Here is a 19,572-nt window from a genome sequence, read left to right on the forward strand (position 1 = left end):
CGGCTCAGGCGGCGCCGATCTGCCGCCGGAACCGGATGTTGATCTCGATCAGCTCGTCGAGGGACGCTCGTGCCTCGACGAGCCGGTCGATGTCCGCGGTCAGCCGGTCCCGCTCGCCCCGCATCGCGGTGAAGGCGTCCTCGGCGACGGCCTGGTCGTCGGTGTCCACGCACGGCAGCAGGCGGGCGATCACCTTGGTGCCGAGCCCCGCCTCGAACAGCCGGCGGATCATCTCGACCCTGGCGGCCTCCGTCGGCGCGTAGTGGCGCTGCCCGCCGACGGACCGCGTGCTGTGCACGAGTCCCTGCTGCTCGTAGTAGCGCAACGAGCGGGCGCTGACACCGGTCAGCCGGGCGAGTTCTCCGATCCGCATGCCCTCCAGGCTAGCCCTGTCGGACGGCCGCACCACCGGTCAGCGCCCGTACGCTTCCAGCAGTCGCAACCAGACCTCGCTGACGGTCGGGAACGACGGCACGGCGTGCCACAGCCGGTCGATCGGGACCTCCGCGGCGACCGCGATCGTCGCGGCGTGCAGCAGCTCGGCGACGTCCGGTCCGACCAGCGTGAAGCCGACGACCACCCGCCGGTCCTCGTCCACCACCATGCGGGCGTGCCCGCGGTAGCCCTCGGCGTGCAGGGCGGACCCGGCGACGGCGGCGAGGTCGTGGTCGACGACCCGCACGCGCAGCCCGGCGGCCTCCGCGGCGGCCGCGGTCAGACCCACCGACGCGATCTCGGGCTCGGTGAAGACCACCTGCGGCACGGCGCGTTCGTCCGCGGTGGACGCGTGCCTGCCCCACGGACCGTCGTCGACCTCGTCGCCCTTGGCGCGCGCCACGATGGCGTCGCCGACCGCACGGGCCTGGTACTTGCCCTGGTGCGTCAGCAGAACGCGGCGGTTGACGTCGCCGACCGCGTACACGCGGCCCCCGGCGACCGGAGCGCCGTCCTCCCCCAGCACGCGCAGGCCGTCGTCGACCGAGAGCCACGACCCCGGCTTGAGGCCGAGCGCGTCCAGGCCGATGTCCCCGGTGTTCGGCGTGCGGCCGATCGCGACGAGGAGCTCGTCGGCCTCGACCTGCTCGCCGTCGGTGAGGGTGATGTGCACGGTGCCGTTGTCGTCGCGGCGCACCGAGGCGGCCTCGGCGCCGACGCGCACCGTCACCCCGGCCTCCCGCAGCGCCTCGGTGACGGCTTCCCCGGCGAACGGTTCCTGCAGGTGCAGCACACCGTCGCGGGCCAGCATCTCGACCGAGGAGCCGAGGCTCGCGAACGCGGTGGCCATCTCCGACGCCACGACGCCACCGCCGATGATCGCGAGCCGGCCGGGAACCTCTTTCGCCGCAACGGTCTCGCGGCTCGTCCACGGTGCCGCGGCGCGCAGGCCGTCGATGTCCGGCACCAGTGCGCCGCTGCCGGTGGCGACGACGATGGCGTGCCGCGCGGTCAGCGTCGTGACGCCGTCCGCACCGGTGACCTCGACGGTCTCGGCGGAGGTGATCCGGCCGTGGCCGCGGTGCAGCGGGATGCCCGCCGACTCGAGCCAGGCGACCTGGCCGTCGTCCTGCCAGTGCGACGCGAAGGCGTCCCGGCGGCGGAGCACGGCCTCGACGTCGAGCTTTCCCGTCACCGCCTCCCGTGCGCCGGGAACCCGTTGTGCGGCACGGAGAACAGCGGCACCGCGCAGCAACGCCTTGGTGGGCATGCACGCCCAGTAGGAGCACTCACCGCCGACCAGCTCGCGCTCGACGACGGCGACGCTGAGCCCGCCCTGCACCACGCGGTCGGCGACGTTCTCGCCCACCGGTCCCGCACCGATCACCACGACGTCGTACGTTTCGGCACCCATGTCAGCTCTCCTTGCCGGTGCGGCGCAGGCGCAGCGCGGAGACGAGGAAGAAGACACCGCCGACGAGCGCGTACCCGGCGACGTTGGTCAGCGTGGGCTCGGCGGCGGTGGCGGCCTTGACGAAGGTCGTGCCGACCACCACGGAGAGACCACCGCTGAGGATCATCGGCCACTGCCCGCCCATCGAGCGGCGGACGACGCCCACGACCAGCTGGACGAGCCCGGCGACGATCGCCCAGGCGCCCCACACGACGAGCACGGCCGGCACCCCGGACGCGCCGGCGATCCCGAGGCCGACCGCCGCGAGCAGGCTGATCACGATGTTCACGTAGAGCCCGTAGGACGGCGTCGTGGACCGCGACGACCGGACGTCCACCACCGCCGCGGCCACGTCGAACAGCGGGTAGAGCACGAGCAGGGCGATGCCGAGCGCTCCGAGCTGCGCGCCGGTGGCGAACATCAGGCCGGCCCACACCGCGGCGAAGACGAACCTCACCAGGTAGAGCCGGCGCAGTGCGTGCGCCACCGGGACGGCGGACGGGTCGACGGTCGTGTCGACGGTGGTCATGGCGGTTCCTTCCGAAGCGAGAGAACGAACGTTCTATCTAGCAAGAGCATGTCGGCTCGGCGCCGCCATGTCAAGACAGAACGTTCTCCCTATCGGCTTCGTCACGGACCACGAGACTCAGGCGAACGCCGGCTCCAGAGCTTCGAGCCCGGGCAGCCTCATCCCGCGCCGCCGCGCCTCCGCCAGCACGTCCCGGGCGTAGAGACCCGCGAGGTAGCGGTCGAGCTGACCGGTGCGTTCCAGCTGCCGGAAGAAGAACGCGGCCAGGTTGTCGCCGCCGAGGACCTTCTGCAGGACGAACGCCAGCAGACCCACGGGCACCCTCGACACGAGCGCGGCCCCGATGCGCGGCGTGCCGCCCCTGGCCTTCATCAGCGGGATCATCTCGCGGATGAGCAGCACGGACTCGCCGATGGCCGCACGCGACCCCACGAAAGCGTCCAGCCCTCCGACGGACAGCACCTTCGCCAGCAGACCGGCGTCCATGATGAAGTGGAACCACAACCAGCTGCGGATGTCGCGAACCTGCGAAACCGAGAATCCCGCATTCTTGAACAGACCGCGCACGGCCTCGTAACGAGCGCCGCGGTTCGAATCGTCGCAAAACCCGAGAAAGACGCTCTTCACCACTCCGCCGGTGAGCCGGGAGCCGGTGAACCCGCCCCCGCCGCCGGGAAAGCCCCAGACGACCTAGTCGGCGGGCAACGGCGAGACCACGGCCGCGGGGTCCTCCCAGACGTTGCCGAACATCAGCGCGGTGGCCCCGCCGAGGCGGGTGCGCAGGAACTCGACGGCGCCGTCCAGCTGGTCGGGGTTCACGCTGACCAGGACGAGGTCGTAGTCGTGCCCGGCGGCCAGCTCCTCGATCGTGCTGATCTGCCACCGCTCCGCGACCTCGGCACCCTTCCTGCGCCCGTCCCGGATGTCCAGGTCGACCTCGGTCCCCAGCTGGGCCGTCCTGCCGGGCCGGACGTAGAAGTCGACGTGGTGACCCGCCTTCTCGAACGCCCAGCCGTAGAGGGCCGCGATCGTGCCGCGGCCGAACATGAGAATTCTCATCGAGCATTCCTCGATCTCCGCCGAAATGGGATGACTCCACCGTAGACCGGGAAGTGGAAAACATCGTCCGCTTGACCGGAAGTGAGAACGACGCCCGCGCGGCCGACTCAGTTCCCGAACTGGAAATCCTTTTCCGGTTCGGGTTGACTGGAGGAATGGCCGACCCGAGCGATCTGCCCAGCAGCGATCTGCCCAGTGGTGAGCTGCGCAGCACCGATCTGCGCAGCGACGCCGCCCGCAACCGCGCCCGCATCGTCGAGGCGGCGCGCGAGCTGTTCCGCGCGCGCGGCATCGACGTCCCGATGAGCACCATCGCCCGGCGCGCGGGGGTCGGGGTGGCGACGCTGTTCCGGCGGTTCCCCAGCCGGGAGGCGCTGATGGCCGAGGTGTTCGCCGAGCAACGGGCGCACTGCGAGGCGCTGCTGGAGGACGCCGTCGCCGACCCCGACGCGTGGAACGGGTTCCGGCGGCTGCTGGAGCTCATGTGCGCCGAGCAGCTCGAGGACCGCGGCTTCACCGAGGCGTTCCTCTCGTCGTTCGCCACCGACCACCAGCACCAGCGGGAGGCCGCCGAGTCCGCGTTCCACACGCTCGTGCGGCGCGCGCAGGACAGCGGCCGGCTCCGGCGGGACTTCGCGGTCAGCGACCTGATCATGCTCGTCCTCGCGAACAACGGTCTGCGCACCGCACCGCCGGAGCACGCCCACGACCTCTCGCGGCGGCTCGTCGACTACCTCCTCCAGGCGTTCGGCACCGACGGCGGCGCTCCGCTGCCCCCGGCCAGCACGCTCGGCCTGGTCGACCACCTCACGTCCGGGTCCGGTACTCGTCGCGCGGCAGCGGGTGCCCGACCGGGACCACGCGCGAGCTGACGGCGGTCAGGCAGCCGGGGCACAGCAGCTGCCGGAAGACGATCTCCTGGTCGACGTACTCCGCCGGGTCGTGCCAGATGTGCGGTCCGGCCTCGGTCGGCGCCGTCTCGCGGCGGGCCAGCGCGTCCACGAAGGCACCGCCCTCCACCGGTCCGATCGAGGTGCCGCACTGCACGCACACCACCTCGGTGTCGAGCACGGCCAGGTTGTCGTCGAGCCGGCGGGCACCAGTCAGGTCCGCCGGGCTGATCACCTTCAACGCCGAGCCCGTCAGTCCCGCGTCGGTCGCACGCCGGCGCCGCAGTGCCGCACGGGCGTCCTCGGTGGCGGTGGGGTCCACCTCGCCGTCCTCCACCACGACGCCGTAGACGTCCCTCGCCGCCTCAGCCGACACACGCGCCTGCCGCACGTCCTCGCCGACGCTGTCCGCCGGGCGCAGCAAAGGGTCGCCGTAGCCGCCGCCCGCCTGCCAGTGCAGGTACAGCGCGTCGCCGGGACCGAGGTCCGACTCGCCCTCGCACGGCAGCACCTCGACCTCGCCACCCAGCTCGCCGAGGTCGGTGGGCAGGGCCGTCGCCTGCGGCGAGGAGATGCCGCGGACCACCAGGTCGAGCTGCGAGTTGCCGGGGTAGCCGCCCGCCAGGCCGACGTTCTGGTTGGCCGCCTTGCCGTTGCCGGACACGACGAGCGACATCCGTCCACTTTGGTCCGGGTGCTGGACGTAGCAGACCGAGCCGCTCATGCCACCGCGCTGCCTGCCGGGGCCGCCGGAGTCGGTCTGCTCGCGCCGCCACAGCGCGACGAGCGGGTAGAGGTACTCGGTCATCTCGACGTCGGGCGCCCGCGCGGACGGGATGATCAGGCGGCCGCCGGTGTCGACGCCGTCGTGGTGCACCTGGGCGCCGTACCCGCCGGCCATCACGTCGAAGACCGGTGACACGAAGCGCTTGCTCCCGCCGCCGCGAACGTCCACACCGGACACGACGCAGAGGTCCGTGGTGCCGTTGCAGATCGACTGGACGTCCGCGCGGTGGTCGGGTTCCGCGTCGAGCATCCGCGCCAGCACCTCGGCGACCAGGTTGCCCGCTCCCCACGCCGGTCCGAACGGTCCCTTCCCCACCGCGGCGGGGAACGACGCGTTGGTGATCGTGTCCTCGTCGGTGATGATCTCGAAGCAGCGCATCAGGCCGCCGGCCGCCCACGGGATGTCGCCCGCGAGCAACGGCAGCATCGTGAAGACGATCCCGGCCCGCAGACCGGGGTACGGGCAGTTGATGATGCCGGTCTGCCCCGCTGTGCCGCGGAAGTCGAAGACGAGCCTGTCGTCCTGCTTGGTCATGGCGACGTGGATGGCGTGCAGGTTCCGGTCGCCGGTCCCGGACTGCTCCTGGTACCCGACCGCCGACCACGTGCCGTCGGGCAGCCCGGAGAGCTTGGCGCGCAACCGGTGTTCGGCGTCGTCCATCATCCGGCGCATCACGACCTTGACCTCGTCGGCGCCGTACTTGGTGATCAGCCGGAGGACCTGGTCGACCGCGTTCTTGTTGGCGGCGATCTTGGCCCGCAGGTCGAGGCCCACCAGGTGCGGCAGCCGCGACCGCCGCACCCACGCGTCGGCGACGTCGCGTTGCAGCACTCCCCCGCGCACGACCTTCATCGGCGGCGTGGGAACGGCCTCGCCGAACACGTCCTGCGCCGACGGGCTGAACGAACCGGGCCGCGGGCCGCCGAGGTCGACCTGGTGGGCGATCGCGGTGGTCCAGCCGAACAGCTCGCCGTCGTGGAAGATCGGGGCGAGGACGGCGGCGTCGTTCTGGTGCAGGCCACCGCCGATCCACGGGTCGTTGCACAGGAACATGTCGCCCTCGGCGATGCCGGGGTTGTCGCCGCGGTGGCGCAGCGTCCAGGTGATGGCGAGGTCCATCGACCCGATCAGGCCGATGTTGTAGGTGCCGACCTGGACCTGTTCGCCGAGCTCGTCGCAGATGGAGAAGTTGAAGTCGTTGGACTCCGTGACGACGTGCGAGCCGGACATCCGGCGCAGCGTCTCGCCCATCTCCTGGGTGATCGCCCAGAGCCGGTGCCGCACGACCTCGTAGGTCAGCGCGTCGACCTGCTCGTCCTCGACCTGGTGCAGTCGCAGCGAGGGCGAGATCTGCCGCAGCAGCTCCTCGCGCGGGAGGGGGCGGCTGGTGAACTCGTCCGCGCCGGGGATCCTGGATGTCATGACTGTTCTCCCTGGTAGCGCAGCACGAGGTTGCCGAGGTGGTCGACGCGGCCGGTGACGCCGTCCGGCACCACGACGACGGTGGTCGGGACCTCGACGACCGCCGGGCCCTCCAGCACGTGCCCGGCACGAAGCCGCGCGTAGTCGTAGACGGGGGTCGTGACGAACCCGAGCCGCGAGTCGAGGCACACCGGCCGCTCCCCTGCCAGAGCCGGTGCGGGGTCGGTGCTTCCGGCTTCCGGCACCTCCGGCAGGGCCACCGGGAACCCGAGCCCCGCCTTGGCCCGCACGCGGTAGGTGATCGCCTGCACGCCGGCCTCGCGGTAGCCGGCGCCGCTGCCGTTGATGCGCTCGTACTGCTGCTCGAACCGTTCGAGGATCTCGTCCCCCGTGCGCTCGGTGAACTCCGCGTCCGGCACGGCCGTCGCCAGCTCGGTGACCTGCATCGAGTACCGCAGGTCGACCTCGCGGTACAGCTTCACGTCGTGGAACTTGACCTTCTGCCGGTCGAGCGCCCGCTGCAGGTCGGCTTCGAGCCGGTCGTAGTGCGACTCCAGCACCGCGCGGTCGACGGGGAACGACGACGGGTCCGACAGCTCGGCGCTCAGCGCGACATCGGACGCGGCGAGCCCGTAGGCGGAGAACGCCGAGGCGACAGGACCCAGCGGCACCACGACCTCCCGCACGCCGAGGTCCTGGCAGTACCCCGCGCAGTGGGCGGGTCCGGCACCGCCGAACGCGTACGCGACGAAGTCCCGCGGGTCGTAGCCGGCCTGCACGACGGCGCGCCGCAGCAGGTCGCCCGCCTGGGCGTTCTGCACCTCGTGGATCGCGATCGCGGCCTCCTCGACGGTGAGCCCGAGCGGCTCGGCCACGTGCTCGCGGATCGCCTCGCGCGCCAGGTCCAGCCGCAGCGGCTTACGGCCGCCGAGCAGCCCGCGTTCGCTGAGGATGCCCAGCACCAGGTTCGCGTCGGTGTTGGTGGGCCGCGTGCCGCCGTTGCCGTAACAGGCCGGTCCGGGCACGGCTTCCGCGCTCTGCGGGCCGAGGCGGAGGTTGCCGCCCGCGTCCACCGACGCGAGGGCGCCGCCGCCGGACCCGATGGTGTGCACGCGGATCGTCGCCGCGTTGATCGGGAACTGGTTCACGATCGAGCCGGGTGCCATCACCGGTTCGCCGTCGACGATCAGCCCCGCGAGGAACGTCGTGCCGCCGACGTCGGTGGTGATCACGTTGCGGTGCCCCAGCTGTCCGGCCAGCCGCATCCCGCCGATCACCCCGCCGGACAGCACCGAGCCGATCGTGGTGATGGCGTGTTCGGGCGCCCGGTCGGCGGTGATCGTGCCGCCCTCGCTCTGCATCACGAGCAGTGGTCCCTTGAGCCCGCCCTGCTCCAGCTGCTTCTGCAACGGCAGCAGGTAGGTGCGCAGCCGCGGGCCCACCTGGGCGTTCATGATCGTGGTGGAGGTGCGGGAGAACTCGCGGATGCGCGGGCTCACCTCGGACGACAGCGTGACGTACAGGTCGGGCGCGATCTCGTGGACCAGCTCGCGGACCCGTTGCTCGTGGGCCGGGTTCTTGAACGACCACAACAGGCACACGGCGATCGCCTCGACGCCTTGGTCCACCAGGGACCGTGCGACGCGGCGGACCTCGTCCTCGTCCAGCGGAACGAGGACCCTGCCGCTGTAGTCGACCCGTTCGGTCACCTCGAGCGCCCGGTACTTGGGGATCAACGGCTTCGGCTTGCGCTGCCGCAGGGTGTCCTGGATCTCGTGCGCCGACCGGCCGAGCGTGCGGCCCTCGGCGTTCATGATGTAGATCGCGTCGCGGTGGCCCTTGGTGGCGATCAGCCCGACGTCGGCGACCTCGCCCTGGACGAGGGCGTTGATCGAGGCCGTGGTGCCGTGGGCGATGTAGTCGGTCTGCGAGAGCAGCTCGCCGACGCCGATGCCGAGCTCGGCGGCGAGGTCCTCGATCGCTTTCATGACGCCGACCTCGCGGTTCGGCGGGGTGGTCGGGGTCTTCGCGGACACGATCCGGCCGGCTCCGTCGGACGCCACGGCGTCGGTGAACGTGCCGCCCACGTCGATGCCCAGTGCGTAAGGCATGTGCGTTCTCCTGTGGTTCCTAGGCCTGGTGGGCGGGGACGCGTCCGGTGGCGGTGTGCAGGAGCTCGTCGGGACGGACGTCGGCCGCGCCCATCCAGGCGACGTGCTGGTCCGGTCGCACGAGCAGAAGTGCTGCGGGGTAACGGTCTCCGCCGGGCAGGTCGACCACGGTCAGAGGCACGCCGACGTCTCGTGCCGCCGCGACCCACTCCGCCGGGTCGACGGTGGTGTCGGTGCGCACCAGGGTGAAGTCCGGGCCGAGCACGTCGAGCGTCGACCGGCCGTCGTCGAGCCACGCGTGCGGCAACCGGAAGCCCGGCCGCGCGTGGTCCTGGTAGTCGCCCATCGTGATGGCCTGGTCCTCGCCACCGATCACGAGCGGCGAGCCCGCGTAGTGGTAGCCGAAGCTGAACCCGTCCGGCGAGTACCGGGCCGGTTCGGTGACGGCGAGCCGTTCGGCGAACTCGGCGCGGGCACTTTCTCCCTCGGCGCCGGGCAGGTGGATGTCCGGCGAGAAACCCGCGAGCGACCTGCGCGCGGCCAGGCCCACCGCCTGGGCGAACTGCTCGCCCACCGGCTTGCGTTCCAGCTCGTAGGCGGCCAGCAGCTCAGGTGGTGCCCAGCCCCGGCAGACCGCCGCGAGCATCCAGCCGAGCGTCGCCGCGTCCTGGATGCCGGCGTTCATGCCGAACCCGCCGACCGGGATCCAGATGTGGGCGGCGTCCCCGGCGAGGAACACCCGCCCCCGGCCGTACCGCTGGGCGACGAGCTGCCGCCCGGTCCAGCGGACGACCCCGATCACCTCGTGACCGACGGGCGCGCCGACGGACTCCCGCAGCAGCTGCTCGGGGTCCTCCGACTCGGTGTCGTGGTCCGGCGGGAACGCGACGTGGTTGAGCCACAACGACTTCCCGTCGATGGCGATCAGCGACGCCTGCCGGCGGCCGTGCGTCCAGTACGTCCACGCCCTGTCCCGTGCGGCGATCTCCCCCAGCTCGGGCGAGCGGACGAACGTCGACACGAACTTCTGGATGGCGTCCACGCCCTCGTACCGGATGCCGAGCTGACGGCGGACCGCGCTGTGCGCACCGTCGCAGCCCACCACGTAGGCGAACCGGGCGACGCGGCTCTCCCCCGCCGACTCCAGCACGACCTCCACGTGGTCGTCGTGCTGCGTCAGCCCGACCAGCCGCGTGCCACGTTCCAGCGTGACGCCGGGAAGTCCGCGAGCGTGCTCTTCGAGGAGGGGTTCGAGGTAGAGCTGGGAGATCCGGTGCTGCGGCTCGGGCGTGGGCCAGTTCTCCCTGCCCGCACCCGCCAGCACGTCCCCCGCCGACGGCAGGTCGAGGCGGAAGATCTCCTCGCCGAGCAGGGTCGTGCGGTACTGGATCGACGTCGGGTACTCCGCCGGCAGCCCCGCCCGCCGGATGTCGTCGGCGAGGCCGAGCCTGCGGAAGATCTCCATGGACCGGGCGGACGTCGTGTTGCAGCGCGGGTTCTCCGCCCGCCGCTCGGACGCCTCGACGACGTGGCACGGCACGCCGCGCCGGGCGAGGTCGACCGCGAGGGTCAGCCCGGTGGGACCGGCCCCCACGACCAGGACGGCACTGCTCGTCTGCGGTGTCATGCGCTGATGAACTCCTCTACCAGCCGGCAGAACTCGTCCGGGCGGTCGACGTGGATCCAGTGGCCCGCCCCGGCCACCACGGCGAGCCGGCCGTGCGGCAGGGCGGCGGCGAGGCGTTCGGACACCTCCACCGGGGAGACCCGGTCGCGTTCGCCGTGCAGGGCGAGGACCGGGGTGGTGATCGTCGTGAGGTCGAGCGGCGCGGTGTCCGCGCCGAACATCGACCGGAAGGCCTTCTCCGCGCCGGGACGCAGGGCCTGGTCGAAGCGGACGCGGGTCAGGTCGTCGAGCAGGTCGCGGTGCACGCTCTCGTCGGCGACCAGGCGGCCGAGGGTGGCCCGCATGGACTCCTTCGTCGGCTCGTCGTAGAAGGGCACCTCGGCGGGCAACGGTCCGGTGCCCGCGCCGCCCATCACGACCGCGCGCCCGACCCGTTCTGGTGCGGCGGCCAGGAGGGCCAGCGCGGCGGCACCACCGGCGGCGGAGTTGCCGACGAGGTTCACCACCTCCAAGCCCTCCCGGTCGAGCAACGCGAGCACCTGGTCCGCCCGCGCTCTCGCCCACGCCCGCGGCCCGTCCGGCCCCTCGACGATCCGGGTGCCGAAGCCGAGGAGGTCGGGCGCGACGCAGCGGAACGGCAGCCGGTTCGCCGTCGCCGCCCAGTTGCTGACGGCGTCGACCCCCGGCCCACCACCGTGCAGCAGGACGAGCGGAACGTCGGGCACCTGACTCCTCCTCGGCTTGAAGACCTGCACCTTCACCCGCGACGCCGCCGGGCGCACGTCAGGCGACGGCCTGCTCGGCGACGACCGGCCGGGACGTGCCGCGGCCGAACCGGGTCAGCAGGAACGTCGCGGCGGCACCGACCAACGCCGGGATCGTGAACACCTGGTACATCGAGCCCGGCTCCCAGCCCGCCTGCACGAGGTACCCGGCGAACAGCGGCGCGAGGACGGCACCGAGCCTGCTGACGGCGACCGCCATGCCCAGCGCCGTCGCCCGCGACTCGACCGGGTAGATCGACGGGACGATGACGTTGATGCCGGAGATCGTCCCGTTGAGGAAGAGCCCGACCAGGACGGCGACGACCAGGGCCACCGCGAGCGTGCCGAGCGACAGCGAGAACAGCACGAGGGCGACCGCGCCGAGGCAGAAGTACACCGCGGTGAGCCGGCGAGCCTCCACTCTGGACGCCAGCAGCCCGAGCAGCGCAGCGCCGGTGATGCCGCCGAGGCTGAACAGGATGCCGCCGCTGATGCCCTGCTGCGCGGACATCCCCGCCTTCAGCAACAGGGTGGGCGTCCAGGAGCTGGCGAAGTAGAACGCCGTCTGCGCCGCCGTGAACGCGAGCCAGACCAGCACGGTCCGGACGGCGTTCCCACCGCGGAACAACGACTCCAGCGCGACCTTGCGCGACGACGGGGTGCCCGCGGGCAGCTCGTCGACCGGCTCGCGTCCCATCGAGACGAGGATCCGGTTGAACCGCTCCAGCGCGTTGTGCGGCCGGCGGGCGACGAGGTAGTCCATCGACTCCGGCAGGAACCGCAGCCCGACGGTGAACAGCACCGCCGTGGCCAGGCTGCCGAAGACGAACACGGACCGCCAGCCCAGCGAGCCGACCAGCACGCTCGTGGACAGGCCCGCGATCACCGACCCGAGCCCGTAGCCGGTCGTGATCAGCGCGACCGCGAGCCCCTTGCGCCGGTTGTTCGCGTACTCGGAGGTGAGCACCGGCAGGCTCGCCGCCATCGTGCCCACCGCGACGCCCGTCACCACGCGGGCCGCGAGCAGCTGCCCGAGGTCCTGGGTGAAGGCCGCGGCGAGCATGCCGAGCGACGCCAGCGCGAGGCTCGCGAGGGTGATCCGGCGCCGCCCGATCCGGTCGGCGAACGGCGCCAGGAACAGCGCGCCGACCGCCATGCCGGCGAGACCGCCGCTGAGCAGCACGCCCACCGACGACGGGGACAGGCCCCACTCCTTCGTGACGGACGGCCCGACGAAGGACGTGACCAGGAGGTCGAACCCGTCCACCACGTTCATCACCAGGCAGAGCGCGACCGCCTGGACCTGGGCGCGGCTCATCGGTGAGTTTCTGACCTGCTCGAGAACGTTCACGCTCGGACCTCGCTTCGTTGCGACGGTTGACCAGGCCCCCGACGTTGTATGTAACGCTCACTCTACAACTGCGGGCAGACGTTGGCCACGGTCGTTTGGGCGGGACGTGCCCAGGCCGGCAGTACCAGGTCGGTCGTGCTCAGACAGGTCGTGCTCAGGCTGTCGCGGCGGCCTTCTTGGCGGCGGTGCCCAGGCGGATCGCCGAGACCAGGAAGAAGATGCCGCCGAGCGTCGCATAGCCCGCGACACTCGCGAGGGTGGCCTGCGACTGGGAGGCCATCAGGATGAACGACGTGCCGGCGCCGACCGAGATCCCGCCGCTGAGGATCATGGGCCACTGCCCGCCCATCTTGCGCCGGCTGACACCGACGGCGAGCTGCACGAGCCCCGCCACGATCGCCCAGGCGCCCCAGACCCGCAGGACGCCGGGGATGCCGCCGGCGAAGGCGATGCCACCGGCCGCGAGCAGGCTGATGACGATGTTGAGGTACAGGCCCGTCACGTTCTGGGACTGCTTGGACGCCCGTGCGTCGACGACGGCCGCGGCCACGTCGAACAGCGGGTAGAGGACGAGCAGCGCCACGCCGAGGGGCCCGTACTCCTTGACGGTCAGGGCGACCAGGGCGGCCCAGACGAGGGCGAAGGCGGCGCGGACGAAGTACAGCCGTCGCAGGGACGCGGCGGCACCGGTGGTGGTCACAGGACTTCCTTGTCGTCGAAGGGGGTTCAGAGCGCGACGGTCGCGTCGACCGTCACGGGGATGTTGCCGCGGGTGGCGTTGGAGTACGGGCAGATCGCGTGGGCGGCCTCGACCAGGTCGTCGGCGGTCGCCTGGTCCACCCCGGACAGCTCGACGTGGAGGTCGGCGCTGAGGGTGAACCCGCCCTCCGGCGTCGCGTGGACCTGCACCTCCGCGATCACCGCGGAGTCGCTGACCTGGACCTTGCGCTGCGCGGCGACGGCCTTGAGGGCCGAGTGGAAGCACGACGCCCAGCCCGCGGCGAACAGCTGCTCCGGGTTGGTGGCGCCGCCGGGGCCGCCCATCTCCTTCGGGATGGCCAGCCGGACGTCGAGCAGGCCGTCGTCGGTCCTGGCCTGGCCTCCGGCCCTGCCGTCGCCGGTGGAGGTGGCGATACCGGTGTACAGGGGTGCGCTCATGACGGGATCCTTTCGCGATACCGAACGTTCTATCGCGAGCAATCCTGTCGCACGTGCCACCCCGCCGTCAAGACCGAACGTTCTACCTCTCCAACCCCGCGGTGCGCAGCCACACCACCCGGCAGGTCTCCGACGCCTGGTCCAGAGCCTCGGGCGACTGCGCCGAAGCGTGGTAGAACGTCCGCTCCACCATCCAGCACAGAGCGCGCGCGACGGCCTGCGCCCCACCGGGACCGTCACCGGCATCCGCCCCGGCGCGCACGAGGATCGTCGCGATGGCGTCGACGAAGATGTCCGCGGTCTCCTGCCACAACGCCGCCAGCTCCGGAATCGCCGGGGACTGGTCGATCGCGGCCCGCATGACCAGGCCGTGCTCGTGCCAGCGGTCACGGGTGCGCGTCATGGCCGTCGCGATCGCGTCCTCCGGCTCCGCGGGGTCGCCCGCCGCCGCGCGGGACTTCTCGCGTAGCGCCTCGATCGTCCGCGCGAACAGGGCCACCAGCGCCTCCTGCTTCGAGCTGAAGTAGAAGTACGTGGAGGCGCGGGAGATCCCGGCGCGTTCCGCGAGGTCGTTGATCGTGAGCGCGTCGAAGCCCTTGGCGGCCAGCAGCTCCGCGAGTCCGTCGAGGATCCGCTGCTCGCGCAGGTCCCCTTTGGACGGTGCGGCCGACCGCCGCCGGCCCGCCCTGGTCTGCTCCGGCATCGTCCGCCCCCTCCGTCGTCCTCAGGATGGCACGCGGTCAGTTCGCCGCGATCTGGTGGCCGTCCGGGAAGTCCGTCGACCGCGAGAGCTCCTCCCACGCCGTGATGTCCGCGTCGACCGCGGCCCGGCCGGCGCCGACGAGCCGCAACGCGTCCGAGCCGAGGACGAGGTGCACCGGCGGGTCGTCCGCCTCGACCACCCGCAGCACTGCCTGGGCCGCCTTCGCCGGGTCGCCCAGCTGGTGACCGCTCGCGGCCTGGCGGGCGGCGCGGATCGGGTCGAACAGCTCGTCGTAGTCGGCGATCGACCGCTCACTGCGGACCATCGAGCCACCGGCCCAGGCCGTGCGGAACGAACCGGGCTCGATGATCGTCACGCGCACGCCCAAGCTCCTGACCTCCTTGGCCAGCGACTCGAGCAGGCCGACGACCGCGTACTTGCTCGCGCAGTAGTACGACAGGCCCGGCACGCTCATCAGCCCGCCCATCGAGCTGACGGCGAGGACGTGTCCCGAACGCCGTGCGCGCATGCCCGGCAGCACCGCGTGGACGGTGGCCGCGACGCCGAACACGTTCGCGTCGAACTGGGCGCGCAGGTCGGCCATCGAGGACTCCTCGAAGACTCCCTCGTGCCCGTAGCCGGCGTTGGCGATCAGCACGTCGATCGGGCCGACCGTGCGCTCGACCTCGGCCACGACGGCGAACACCGCGTCGTCGTCGGTCACGTCGAGCTGCCTCGCGTGGGCGCGCCCTGGCGCCAGTGCTTCGAATTTCCGCAGGTCATCGGACCTGCGGACAGTGCCGACCACGGTGTGACCGGCGGCCAGCGCACCCTCGGCGAAGGCCCGGCCGAGACCGCTGCTGACGCCGGTGATCAGGAAGGTTCGAGTCGTCATGCCCCCGAATCTACACTTCGTCGACAAAAATCGACACTGTGTCGATTTTCTCTTCGGCGAGGGGAACGCACTTGCCGGAACCCCGCGTCTCCGGGTAAACCTGCGTCCGTGCCCCTCTCCGTTCGCCTCGCCCGTGGCCGTCGGCCGCGTGGCTGCCGCGCGCCCGCACGGCGCGTGCTCGGGCGTCGGGTGAGGTACGTGATCGGCTCCGAGGCGGGTCAGGTCAACGGGATGCGATGGCGTCGTGCGCCGCGCATCGCGCGGGATCGCTGAATCCCCTGACCACCCACGAAAACCCGTGACGTCCTGTCGCGGGTCGGGAGCACATCGCCATGACCACCTTCTTCCCGGCTGCCCCCGGCGGCCTTCCCTCCTCCGACGGGTACTTCGGCGCGTTCGGCGGCCGGTTCGTCCCGCAGGCCCTGCTCGCCGCCATCGACCAGGTGGCGGCCGAGTACGAGCGCGCCAAGGCTGATCCCGGGTTCGTCGCCCGGCTCGAGGACCTGCTCGTGAACTACGTCGGCCGGCCGAGCGCGCTCACCGAGGTGCCGCGCTTCGCCGCCCACGCCGGGGGCGCGCGGATCTTCCTCAAGCGCGAGGACCTCAACCACACCGGCTCGCACAAGGTGAACAACGCGCTGGGCCAGGCACTTCTGGCGCAGCGGATGGGCAAGACGCGGATCATCGCCGAGACGGGCGCCGGCTCGCACGGCGTCGCGACCGCCACGGCGTGCGCGCTGACCGGCCTCTCCTGCACCGTCTACATGGGAGAGACGGACATGAGGCGGCAGGCCGTGAACGTTGCGCGCATGGAGCTTCTCGGCGCAGAGGTCGTCCCGGTGACGTCCGGGTCGCGGACGTTGAAGGACGCGATCAACGAGACGTTCCGCGACTGGGTCGCCCGCACCGAGGACACGCACTACCTGTTCGGCACGGTCGCGGGCCCGCACCCGTTCCCCGCGATGATCCGCGACTTCCAGCGCGTCATCGGCGTCGAGGCCCGCCGCCAGCTGCTCGAACGGACCGGGCGCCTGCCCGACGCGGCGGTCGCGTGCGTCGGCGGCGGGTCGAACGCGATCGGCCTGTTCCACGCGTTCCTCGACGACCCGGTCCGGTTGATCGGCTGTGAGGCCGCCGGGCGCGGCGTCGAGAGCGGGGAGCACGCGGCGTCGTTGTCGGCGGGCGAACCGGGAGTGCTGCACGGTTCGCGTTCGTACGTGCTGCAGGACGACGAGGGTCAGATCCTCGAAGCCTGGTCGATCTCCGCCGGGCTCGACTACCCCGGCGTCGGCCCGGAGCACGCGCACCTGCACTCGTCCGGCCGCGCCGAGTACCGCCCGGTCACCGACGACGAGGCGATGCACGCGTTCCGGCTGCTCGCGGCGACCGAGGGCATCGTCCCGGCGATCGAGAGCGCACACGCCCTGGCCGGCGCGCTCCAGCTCGGCACCGAGCTCGGCCCCGACGCACTGGTGCTCGTCAACCTCTCCGGCCGCGGCGACAAGGACCTCGACACCGCGTCCCTCCACTTCGGACAGGAGGCCGCGCGATGACCGGCCAGGTCCAGCTGCTCACCGACACGCTCGCCGCCGCTCGACGCGACGGCCGGGCCGCACTCGTCACCTACCACCCGGCCGGTTTTCCTTCCGTGGACGGGGGAATCGCCGCGATCCTCGCGACGCTCGACGCGGGTGCGGACGTCGTCGAGGTCGGCCTCCCGCACAGCGACCCGGTCCTCGACGGCCCGGTGATCCAGACCGCGGACGACATCGCGTTGCGCGGCGGCGTCCGGATCGCCGACGTCCTGCGCACGGTGCGCGAGGTCCACGCCGCCAGCGGCAAACCGGTGCTGGTGATGTCGTACTGGAACCCCGTGTCGCGCTACGGCGTCGAGCGGTTCGCGCGGGAACTGGCCGAGGCCGGCGGTGCGGGCTGCGTGCTGCCAGACCTGCCGGTGGCCGAGTCGGGACCGTGGCGCCGGGAGGCCGAGCGGCACGGCCTCGCCACCGTGTTCGTGGTCGCGCCGAGCAGCACCGACGCACAGCTCGCGGAGACGGCGGCGGCCGGCACCGGGTTCGTCTACGCGTCGGCGCTGATGGGCGTCACCGGCACCCGTGACTCGGTGGACGAGGCCGCCGCCGTCCTCGCCGGCAGGCTCCGCGCGGTCACGGACCTGCCGGTGTGCGTCGGCATGGGCGTGTCGAACGCCCGTCAGGCCGCGCACGTCGCCGGGTTCGCCGACGGCGTGATCGTCGGATCTGCGCTGGTGGGAACGCTCCTCGACGCGGCGGACCCGGTGGCGGGGACGGCGGCGCTGGCCCGGCTCACCGGTGAGCTGGTGGCCGGGGTGCGGGCGTAGGTCCGCGGTTCAGCCGGCGAGTGCCGCGCCGAAGTTCTCCACGGCCAGGTACGGGTTGAGGTGCGGGTGCCGGCTGCCGACGGCGACGTCCCGCCAGAAGCGCTGCAGCGGGTTCGACGTGTGGAACCCGCTGGAGCCGTGCAGGTCGAGCATCAGGTCGACGGCGGCCCGGCAGTCCCGCCCGGCGTCCGCGAGCGCCCGGTGCAGCCGCGGACCGTCCTCGGCGGACAGTTCGCGCTCATCGGCCTCGCGGGCGACCGCGAGCATCGTGGTCTCGGCGCGCTGCACGAGGTAGGTGGCCTCCGCCAGCCAGTGCCGCGCGCCGGGGGACTCCCCCATGCGCGTGTACGCGGTCATGAACGGCTTGCGGTCCGAGGCGAACATGGCGTTCACGGCGTCGAGAGCGCCCTGCGCCGCGCCGAGGACCGGGCCGAGCACGGTCATGGCGAACAGCATCCTGTCGTTGGGGGGGGAAGGGAGCCGCCGCCGCGACCCGTTCGGCCGGCACCCGCAGGTCGTCGGCGACCAGGGTGTGGCTGCCGGTGCCGCGCATGCCCGCCACGTGCCACGTGCGCTCGACGGTCAGGTCGGCGGTCCGCACCAGGACGAAGGAGAACGCGCCGTCGACCAGCACGCCGAGGATGGCCCACACCGCGTCCTCGCACCCGGAGACGTTCGGCCAGCGCCCGGTGACGCGCACGCCCGTCTCGTCGCGCTCACCGCGGCCGCCGGGCACGCCCGAGCCGCAGAAGAGCGCGTCCTGGTCGGCGAAGAGCTCGTCACCGGTGAACGCGCGGGCGGCGAGGGTCTTGGCGGTGGCGCACGTGCCGGCGACCCACGAGGTCGACGGGCAGGCACGACCGAGAGCGGTCAGGTGCCGGGCGACGGTCTCGGTGTCCGCCCAGGTGCCACCCGGCGTCCGCAGAGCGAGAGAACCGTTCTCGCGCAACGCTTCCAGTGCCTCGGCGGCGGGCCGGTCGTTCTCCTCGGTTTTCGCCGCGTGGGCGCGCAGGACCGCAACGGTGTTGGAGTGTTCGATCACCTCTCCGACTCAATCACCGCTCTCGGGGGCCGTGCCATGCGCGAGCGGCACCGGTTCATACGCGCGTCACTAGACTCGGTGGTGTGGACCTGATCAGCGAGGTGATCCGCGCGGTGCGCGTGGGCAGCGCGAACGCCCGTCTGATCAGGCAGGAGGCGCCCGGCGTCCGGTTCGGCGCGTTCGACGGCAGCGGCTTCCACATCATCACCTCCGGCCCGTGCTGGCTGCTCACCCACGACGACCCGGTGGAGCTGCGGCCCGGTGACGTCGTCCTGACCACGTCCGGCGGCGAGCACGGCCTGAGCGCGACCCCCGGCTCGTTGCGGGACCTGCCCGAGATCGAGATGGGCCCGTTCCCGCCGGCACCGGGTCCCGCCGCCTTCGAGTTCGTGTGCGGCGCCTACCGCCTGGAACACCAGCGCCCGCCCCAGTACCTCCGCGCGCTGCCCGAGCTCATCACGCTGTCCCCCGACTACGACCGCCACCCCGAGCTGCGATCCCTGGTCAGCATGCTGATCACGACCGTCACCGCGTCCCGGCCCGGCAGCGGCGCCACCCTGCGGGCGGTCCTGGACCTGGTGCTCGTCCAGGCGCTGCGGCAGTGGCACGACGAGTCCGGCGAGCCGGAGGTGGCCCACCCCGGCATCGCGGCGGCGGTGCGCGAGATCCACGAGAGGCCGCACCACCGCTGGACGGTCGGCGGGCTGAGCGAGGTGGCGGGCATGCCCAGGGCCGCCTTCTCCCGGCTCTTCACCACCGCGGTCGGCCAGCCGCCGATGGCCTACGTGACGGGCTGGCGCCTCAGCCGCGCCGCCCAGCTGCTGCGGGAGACCGACACCTCGCTGGCGCGGATCGCGCCGCAGGTCGGGTACTCGACGGAGTTCGCGCTGTCGGCGGCGTTCCGCCGGGAGTACGGGATGCCGCCCGGCCGGTACCGCGCGTCCGGTCCCGTCGAGCAGATCCCGCGCTGACCTCACGGAAGGAGCA

21 protein-coding genes are annotated in these 19,572 nt (G+C 72.2%); 6 read left to right on the plus strand and 15 right to left on the minus strand.

The window, feature by feature from the left end; genetic code table 11:
* Positions 1-4 precede the first annotated feature (4 nt).
* The 5 genes from ACFWV3_RS14935 to ACFWV3_RS14955 form a co-directional block, all read right to left on the minus strand.
* Positions 5-373, minus strand: coding sequence for a MerR family transcriptional regulator (locus tag ACFWV3_RS14935; RefSeq protein ID WP_382411702.1), 369 nt, complete (start codon positions 371-373; stop codon positions 5-7).
* A gap of 39 nt (positions 374-412) precedes the next feature.
* Positions 413-1,849, minus strand: coding sequence for a dihydrolipoyl dehydrogenase family protein (locus tag ACFWV3_RS14940; protein WP_382411703.1), 1,437 nt, complete (start codon positions 1,847-1,849; stop codon positions 413-415).
* A 1-nt stretch (position 1,850) separates the two neighbouring features.
* Entirely contained in the window at positions 1,851-2,417 is a 567-nt protein-coding gene (locus tag ACFWV3_RS14945) for a hypothetical protein (protein ID WP_382411704.1), read from the minus strand.
* Between the two features lie 117 nt (positions 2,418-2,534).
* A complete protein-coding gene (locus ACFWV3_RS14950; protein WP_382411705.1) occupies positions 2,535-2,903 on the minus strand; it encodes a hypothetical protein in 369 nt (122 codons plus the stop codon).
* Positions 2,904-3,107: 204 nt separating this feature from the next.
* Complete coding sequence (locus ACFWV3_RS14955; protein WP_382411706.1) at positions 3,108-3,476, minus strand: ketopantoate reductase family protein; 369 nt, start codon at positions 3,474-3,476, stop codon at positions 3,108-3,110.
* Between the two features lie 155 nt (positions 3,477-3,631).
* Between ACFWV3_RS14955 and ACFWV3_RS14960 the strand changes: the two genes are divergently transcribed.
* Complete coding sequence (locus tag ACFWV3_RS14960; RefSeq protein ID WP_382411707.1) at positions 3,632-4,348, plus strand: TetR/AcrR family transcriptional regulator; 717 nt, start codon at positions 3,632-3,634, stop codon at positions 4,346-4,348.
* On the opposite strand, the gene ACFWV3_RS14965 is transcribed toward ACFWV3_RS14960, so the two are convergent.
* The 9 genes from ACFWV3_RS14965 to ACFWV3_RS15005 all read right to left on the minus strand — a co-directional run bounded on the left by ACFWV3_RS14965 (position 4,284) and on the right by ACFWV3_RS15005 (position 15,184).
* Positions 4,284-6,575 (minus strand): hydantoinase B/oxoprolinase family protein, encoded by a 2,292-nt coding sequence (locus ACFWV3_RS14965; RefSeq protein ID WP_382411708.1) that lies wholly within the window; start codon positions 6,573-6,575, stop codon positions 4,284-4,286. The genes ACFWV3_RS14960 and ACFWV3_RS14965 overlap by 65 nt on opposite strands.
* Positions 6,572-8,686 (minus strand): hydantoinase/oxoprolinase family protein, encoded by a 2,115-nt coding sequence (locus tag ACFWV3_RS14970; protein ID WP_382411709.1) that lies wholly within the window; start codon positions 8,684-8,686, stop codon positions 6,572-6,574. The genes ACFWV3_RS14965 and ACFWV3_RS14970 overlap by 4 nt, the downstream gene beginning before the upstream one ends.
* Positions 8,687-8,705: 19 nt before the next feature.
* Positions 8,706-10,313, minus strand: a complete 1,608-nt coding sequence (locus ACFWV3_RS14975) for an FAD-dependent monooxygenase (protein WP_382411710.1) — start codon at positions 10,311-10,313, stop codon at positions 8,706-8,708.
* Positions 10,310-11,038 carry an alpha/beta fold hydrolase gene (locus tag ACFWV3_RS14980; RefSeq protein WP_382411711.1) on the minus strand — a complete coding sequence of 243 codons (729 nt, stop codon included), beginning with the start codon at positions 11,036-11,038 and terminating at the stop codon, positions 10,310-10,312. Before ACFWV3_RS14980 ends, ACFWV3_RS14975 begins: the two co-directional genes overlap by 4 nt.
* A gap of 58 nt (positions 11,039-11,096) precedes the next feature.
* Positions 11,097-12,428, minus strand: a complete 1,332-nt coding sequence (locus ACFWV3_RS14985) for an MFS transporter (protein WP_382411712.1) — start codon at positions 12,426-12,428, stop codon at positions 11,097-11,099.
* Positions 12,429-12,582: 154 nt separating this feature from the next.
* Positions 12,583-13,128 (minus strand): hypothetical protein, encoded by a 546-nt coding sequence (locus tag ACFWV3_RS14990; protein WP_382411714.1) that lies wholly within the window; start codon positions 13,126-13,128, stop codon positions 12,583-12,585.
* A 26-nt stretch (positions 13,129-13,154) separates the two neighbouring features.
* Entirely contained in the window at positions 13,155-13,586 is a 432-nt protein-coding gene (locus tag ACFWV3_RS14995) for an organic hydroperoxide resistance protein (RefSeq protein ID WP_382411715.1), read from the minus strand.
* Between the two features lie 82 nt (positions 13,587-13,668).
* On the minus strand, positions 13,669-14,289 hold the full coding sequence (locus ACFWV3_RS15000; RefSeq protein ID WP_382411716.1) for a TetR/AcrR family transcriptional regulator: 621 nt from the start codon (positions 14,287-14,289) through the stop codon (positions 13,669-13,671).
* A 37-nt stretch (positions 14,290-14,326) separates the two neighbouring features.
* A complete protein-coding gene (locus ACFWV3_RS15005; protein WP_382411717.1) occupies positions 14,327-15,184 on the minus strand; it encodes an oxidoreductase in 858 nt (285 codons plus the stop codon).
* Positions 15,185-15,292: 108 nt separating this feature from the next.
* On the opposite strand from ACFWV3_RS15005, the gene trpM reads away from it, so the two are divergent.
* Genes trpM through trpA form a run of 3 tightly spaced genes read left to right on the plus strand, consistent with a single transcriptional unit; the run spans position 15,293 to position 17,543 of the window.
* On the plus strand, positions 15,293-15,457 hold the full coding sequence (gene trpM, locus ACFWV3_RS15010) for a tryptophan biosynthesis modulator TrpM (protein ID WP_382411718.1): 165 nt from the start codon (positions 15,293-15,295) through the stop codon (positions 15,455-15,457).
* 59 nt (positions 15,458-15,516) lie between these two features.
* Complete coding sequence (gene trpB / locus ACFWV3_RS15015) at positions 15,517-16,737, plus strand: tryptophan synthase subunit beta (RefSeq protein WP_382411719.1); 1,221 nt, start codon at positions 15,517-15,519, stop codon at positions 16,735-16,737.
* Positions 16,734-17,543, plus strand: a complete 810-nt coding sequence (trpA, locus tag ACFWV3_RS15020) for a tryptophan synthase subunit alpha (protein ID WP_382411720.1) — start codon at positions 16,734-16,736, stop codon at positions 17,541-17,543. The genes trpB and trpA overlap by 4 nt, the downstream gene beginning before the upstream one ends.
* Positions 17,544-17,552: 9 nt before the next feature.
* On the opposite strand, the gene ACFWV3_RS15025 is transcribed toward trpA, so the two are convergent.
* Positions 17,553-17,987 carry an acyl-CoA dehydrogenase family protein gene (locus ACFWV3_RS15025; protein ID WP_382411721.1) on the minus strand — a complete coding sequence of 145 codons (435 nt, stop codon included), beginning with the start codon at positions 17,985-17,987 and terminating at the stop codon, positions 17,553-17,555.
* Here ACFWV3_RS15025 and ACFWV3_RS15030 point away from each other — a divergent pair.
* Complete coding sequence (locus ACFWV3_RS15030; RefSeq protein WP_382411722.1) at positions 17,986-18,678, plus strand: hypothetical protein; 693 nt, start codon at positions 17,986-17,988, stop codon at positions 18,676-18,678. The two genes, ACFWV3_RS15025 and ACFWV3_RS15030, sit on opposite strands and share 2 nt — an antisense overlap.
* Complete coding sequence (locus tag ACFWV3_RS15035; protein WP_382411723.1) at positions 18,669-19,556, plus strand: AraC family transcriptional regulator; 888 nt, start codon at positions 18,669-18,671, stop codon at positions 19,554-19,556. The genes ACFWV3_RS15030 and ACFWV3_RS15035 overlap by 10 nt, the downstream gene beginning before the upstream one ends.
* Positions 19,557-19,572: the final 16 nt, after the last annotated feature.

This window comes from Lentzea sp. NPDC059081, from assembly GCF_042738015.1.
GTDB lineage: Bacteria > Actinomycetota > Actinomycetes > Mycobacteriales > Pseudonocardiaceae > Lentzea.

Excerpts from the sequence above, each read along its gene's own strand:
- ACFWV3_RS14935 (WP_382411702.1), bottom strand. The coding sequence starts at position 373 with ATGCGGATCGGAGAACTCGCCCGGCTGACCGGTGTCAGCGCCCGCTCG.
- ACFWV3_RS14940 (WP_382411703.1), bottom strand. The coding sequence starts at position 1,849 with ATGGGTGCCGAAACGTACGACGTCGTGGTGATCGGTGCGGGACCGGTG.
- ACFWV3_RS14945 (WP_382411704.1), bottom strand. The coding sequence starts at position 2,417 with ATGACCACCGTCGACACGACCGTCGACCCGTCCGCCGTCCCGGTGGCG.
- ACFWV3_RS14950 (WP_382411705.1), bottom strand. The coding sequence starts at position 2,903 with ATGGACGCCGGTCTGCTGGCGAAGGTGCTGTCCGTCGGAGGGCTGGAC.
- ACFWV3_RS14955 (WP_382411706.1), bottom strand. The coding sequence starts at position 3,476 with ATGAGAATTCTCATGTTCGGCCGCGGCACGATCGCGGCCCTCTACGGC.
- ACFWV3_RS14960 (WP_382411707.1), top strand. The coding sequence starts at position 3,632 with ATGGCCGACCCGAGCGATCTGCCCAGCAGCGATCTGCCCAGTGGTGAG.
- ACFWV3_RS14965 (WP_382411708.1), bottom strand. The coding sequence starts at position 6,575 with ATGACATCCAGGATCCCCGGCGCGGACGAGTTCACCAGCCGCCCCCTC.
- ACFWV3_RS14970 (WP_382411709.1), bottom strand. The coding sequence starts at position 8,686 with ATGCCTTACGCACTGGGCATCGACGTGGGCGGCACGTTCACCGACGCC.
- ACFWV3_RS14975 (WP_382411710.1), bottom strand. The coding sequence starts at position 10,313 with ATGACACCGCAGACGAGCAGTGCCGTCCTGGTCGTGGGGGCCGGTCCC.
- ACFWV3_RS14995 (WP_382411715.1), bottom strand. The coding sequence starts at position 13,586 with ATGAGCGCACCCCTGTACACCGGTATCGCCACCTCCACCGGCGACGGC.
- ACFWV3_RS15000 (WP_382411716.1), bottom strand. The coding sequence starts at position 14,289 with ATGCCGGAGCAGACCAGGGCGGGCCGGCGGCGGTCGGCCGCACCGTCC.
- ACFWV3_RS15005 (WP_382411717.1), bottom strand. The coding sequence starts at position 15,184 with ATGACGACTCGAACCTTCCTGATCACCGGCGTCAGCAGCGGTCTCGGC.
- trpB (WP_382411719.1), top strand. The coding sequence starts at position 15,517 with ATGACCACCTTCTTCCCGGCTGCCCCCGGCGGCCTTCCCTCCTCCGAC.
- trpA (WP_382411720.1), top strand. The coding sequence starts at position 16,734 with ATGACCGGCCAGGTCCAGCTGCTCACCGACACGCTCGCCGCCGCTCGA.
- ACFWV3_RS15030 (WP_382411722.1), top strand. The coding sequence starts at position 17,986 with ATGGCGAACAGCATCCTGTCGTTGGGGGGGGAAGGGAGCCGCCGCCGC.
- ACFWV3_RS15025 (WP_382411721.1), bottom strand. The coding sequence starts at position 17,987 with ATGACCGTGCTCGGCCCGGTCCTCGGCGCGGCGCAGGGCGCTCTCGAC.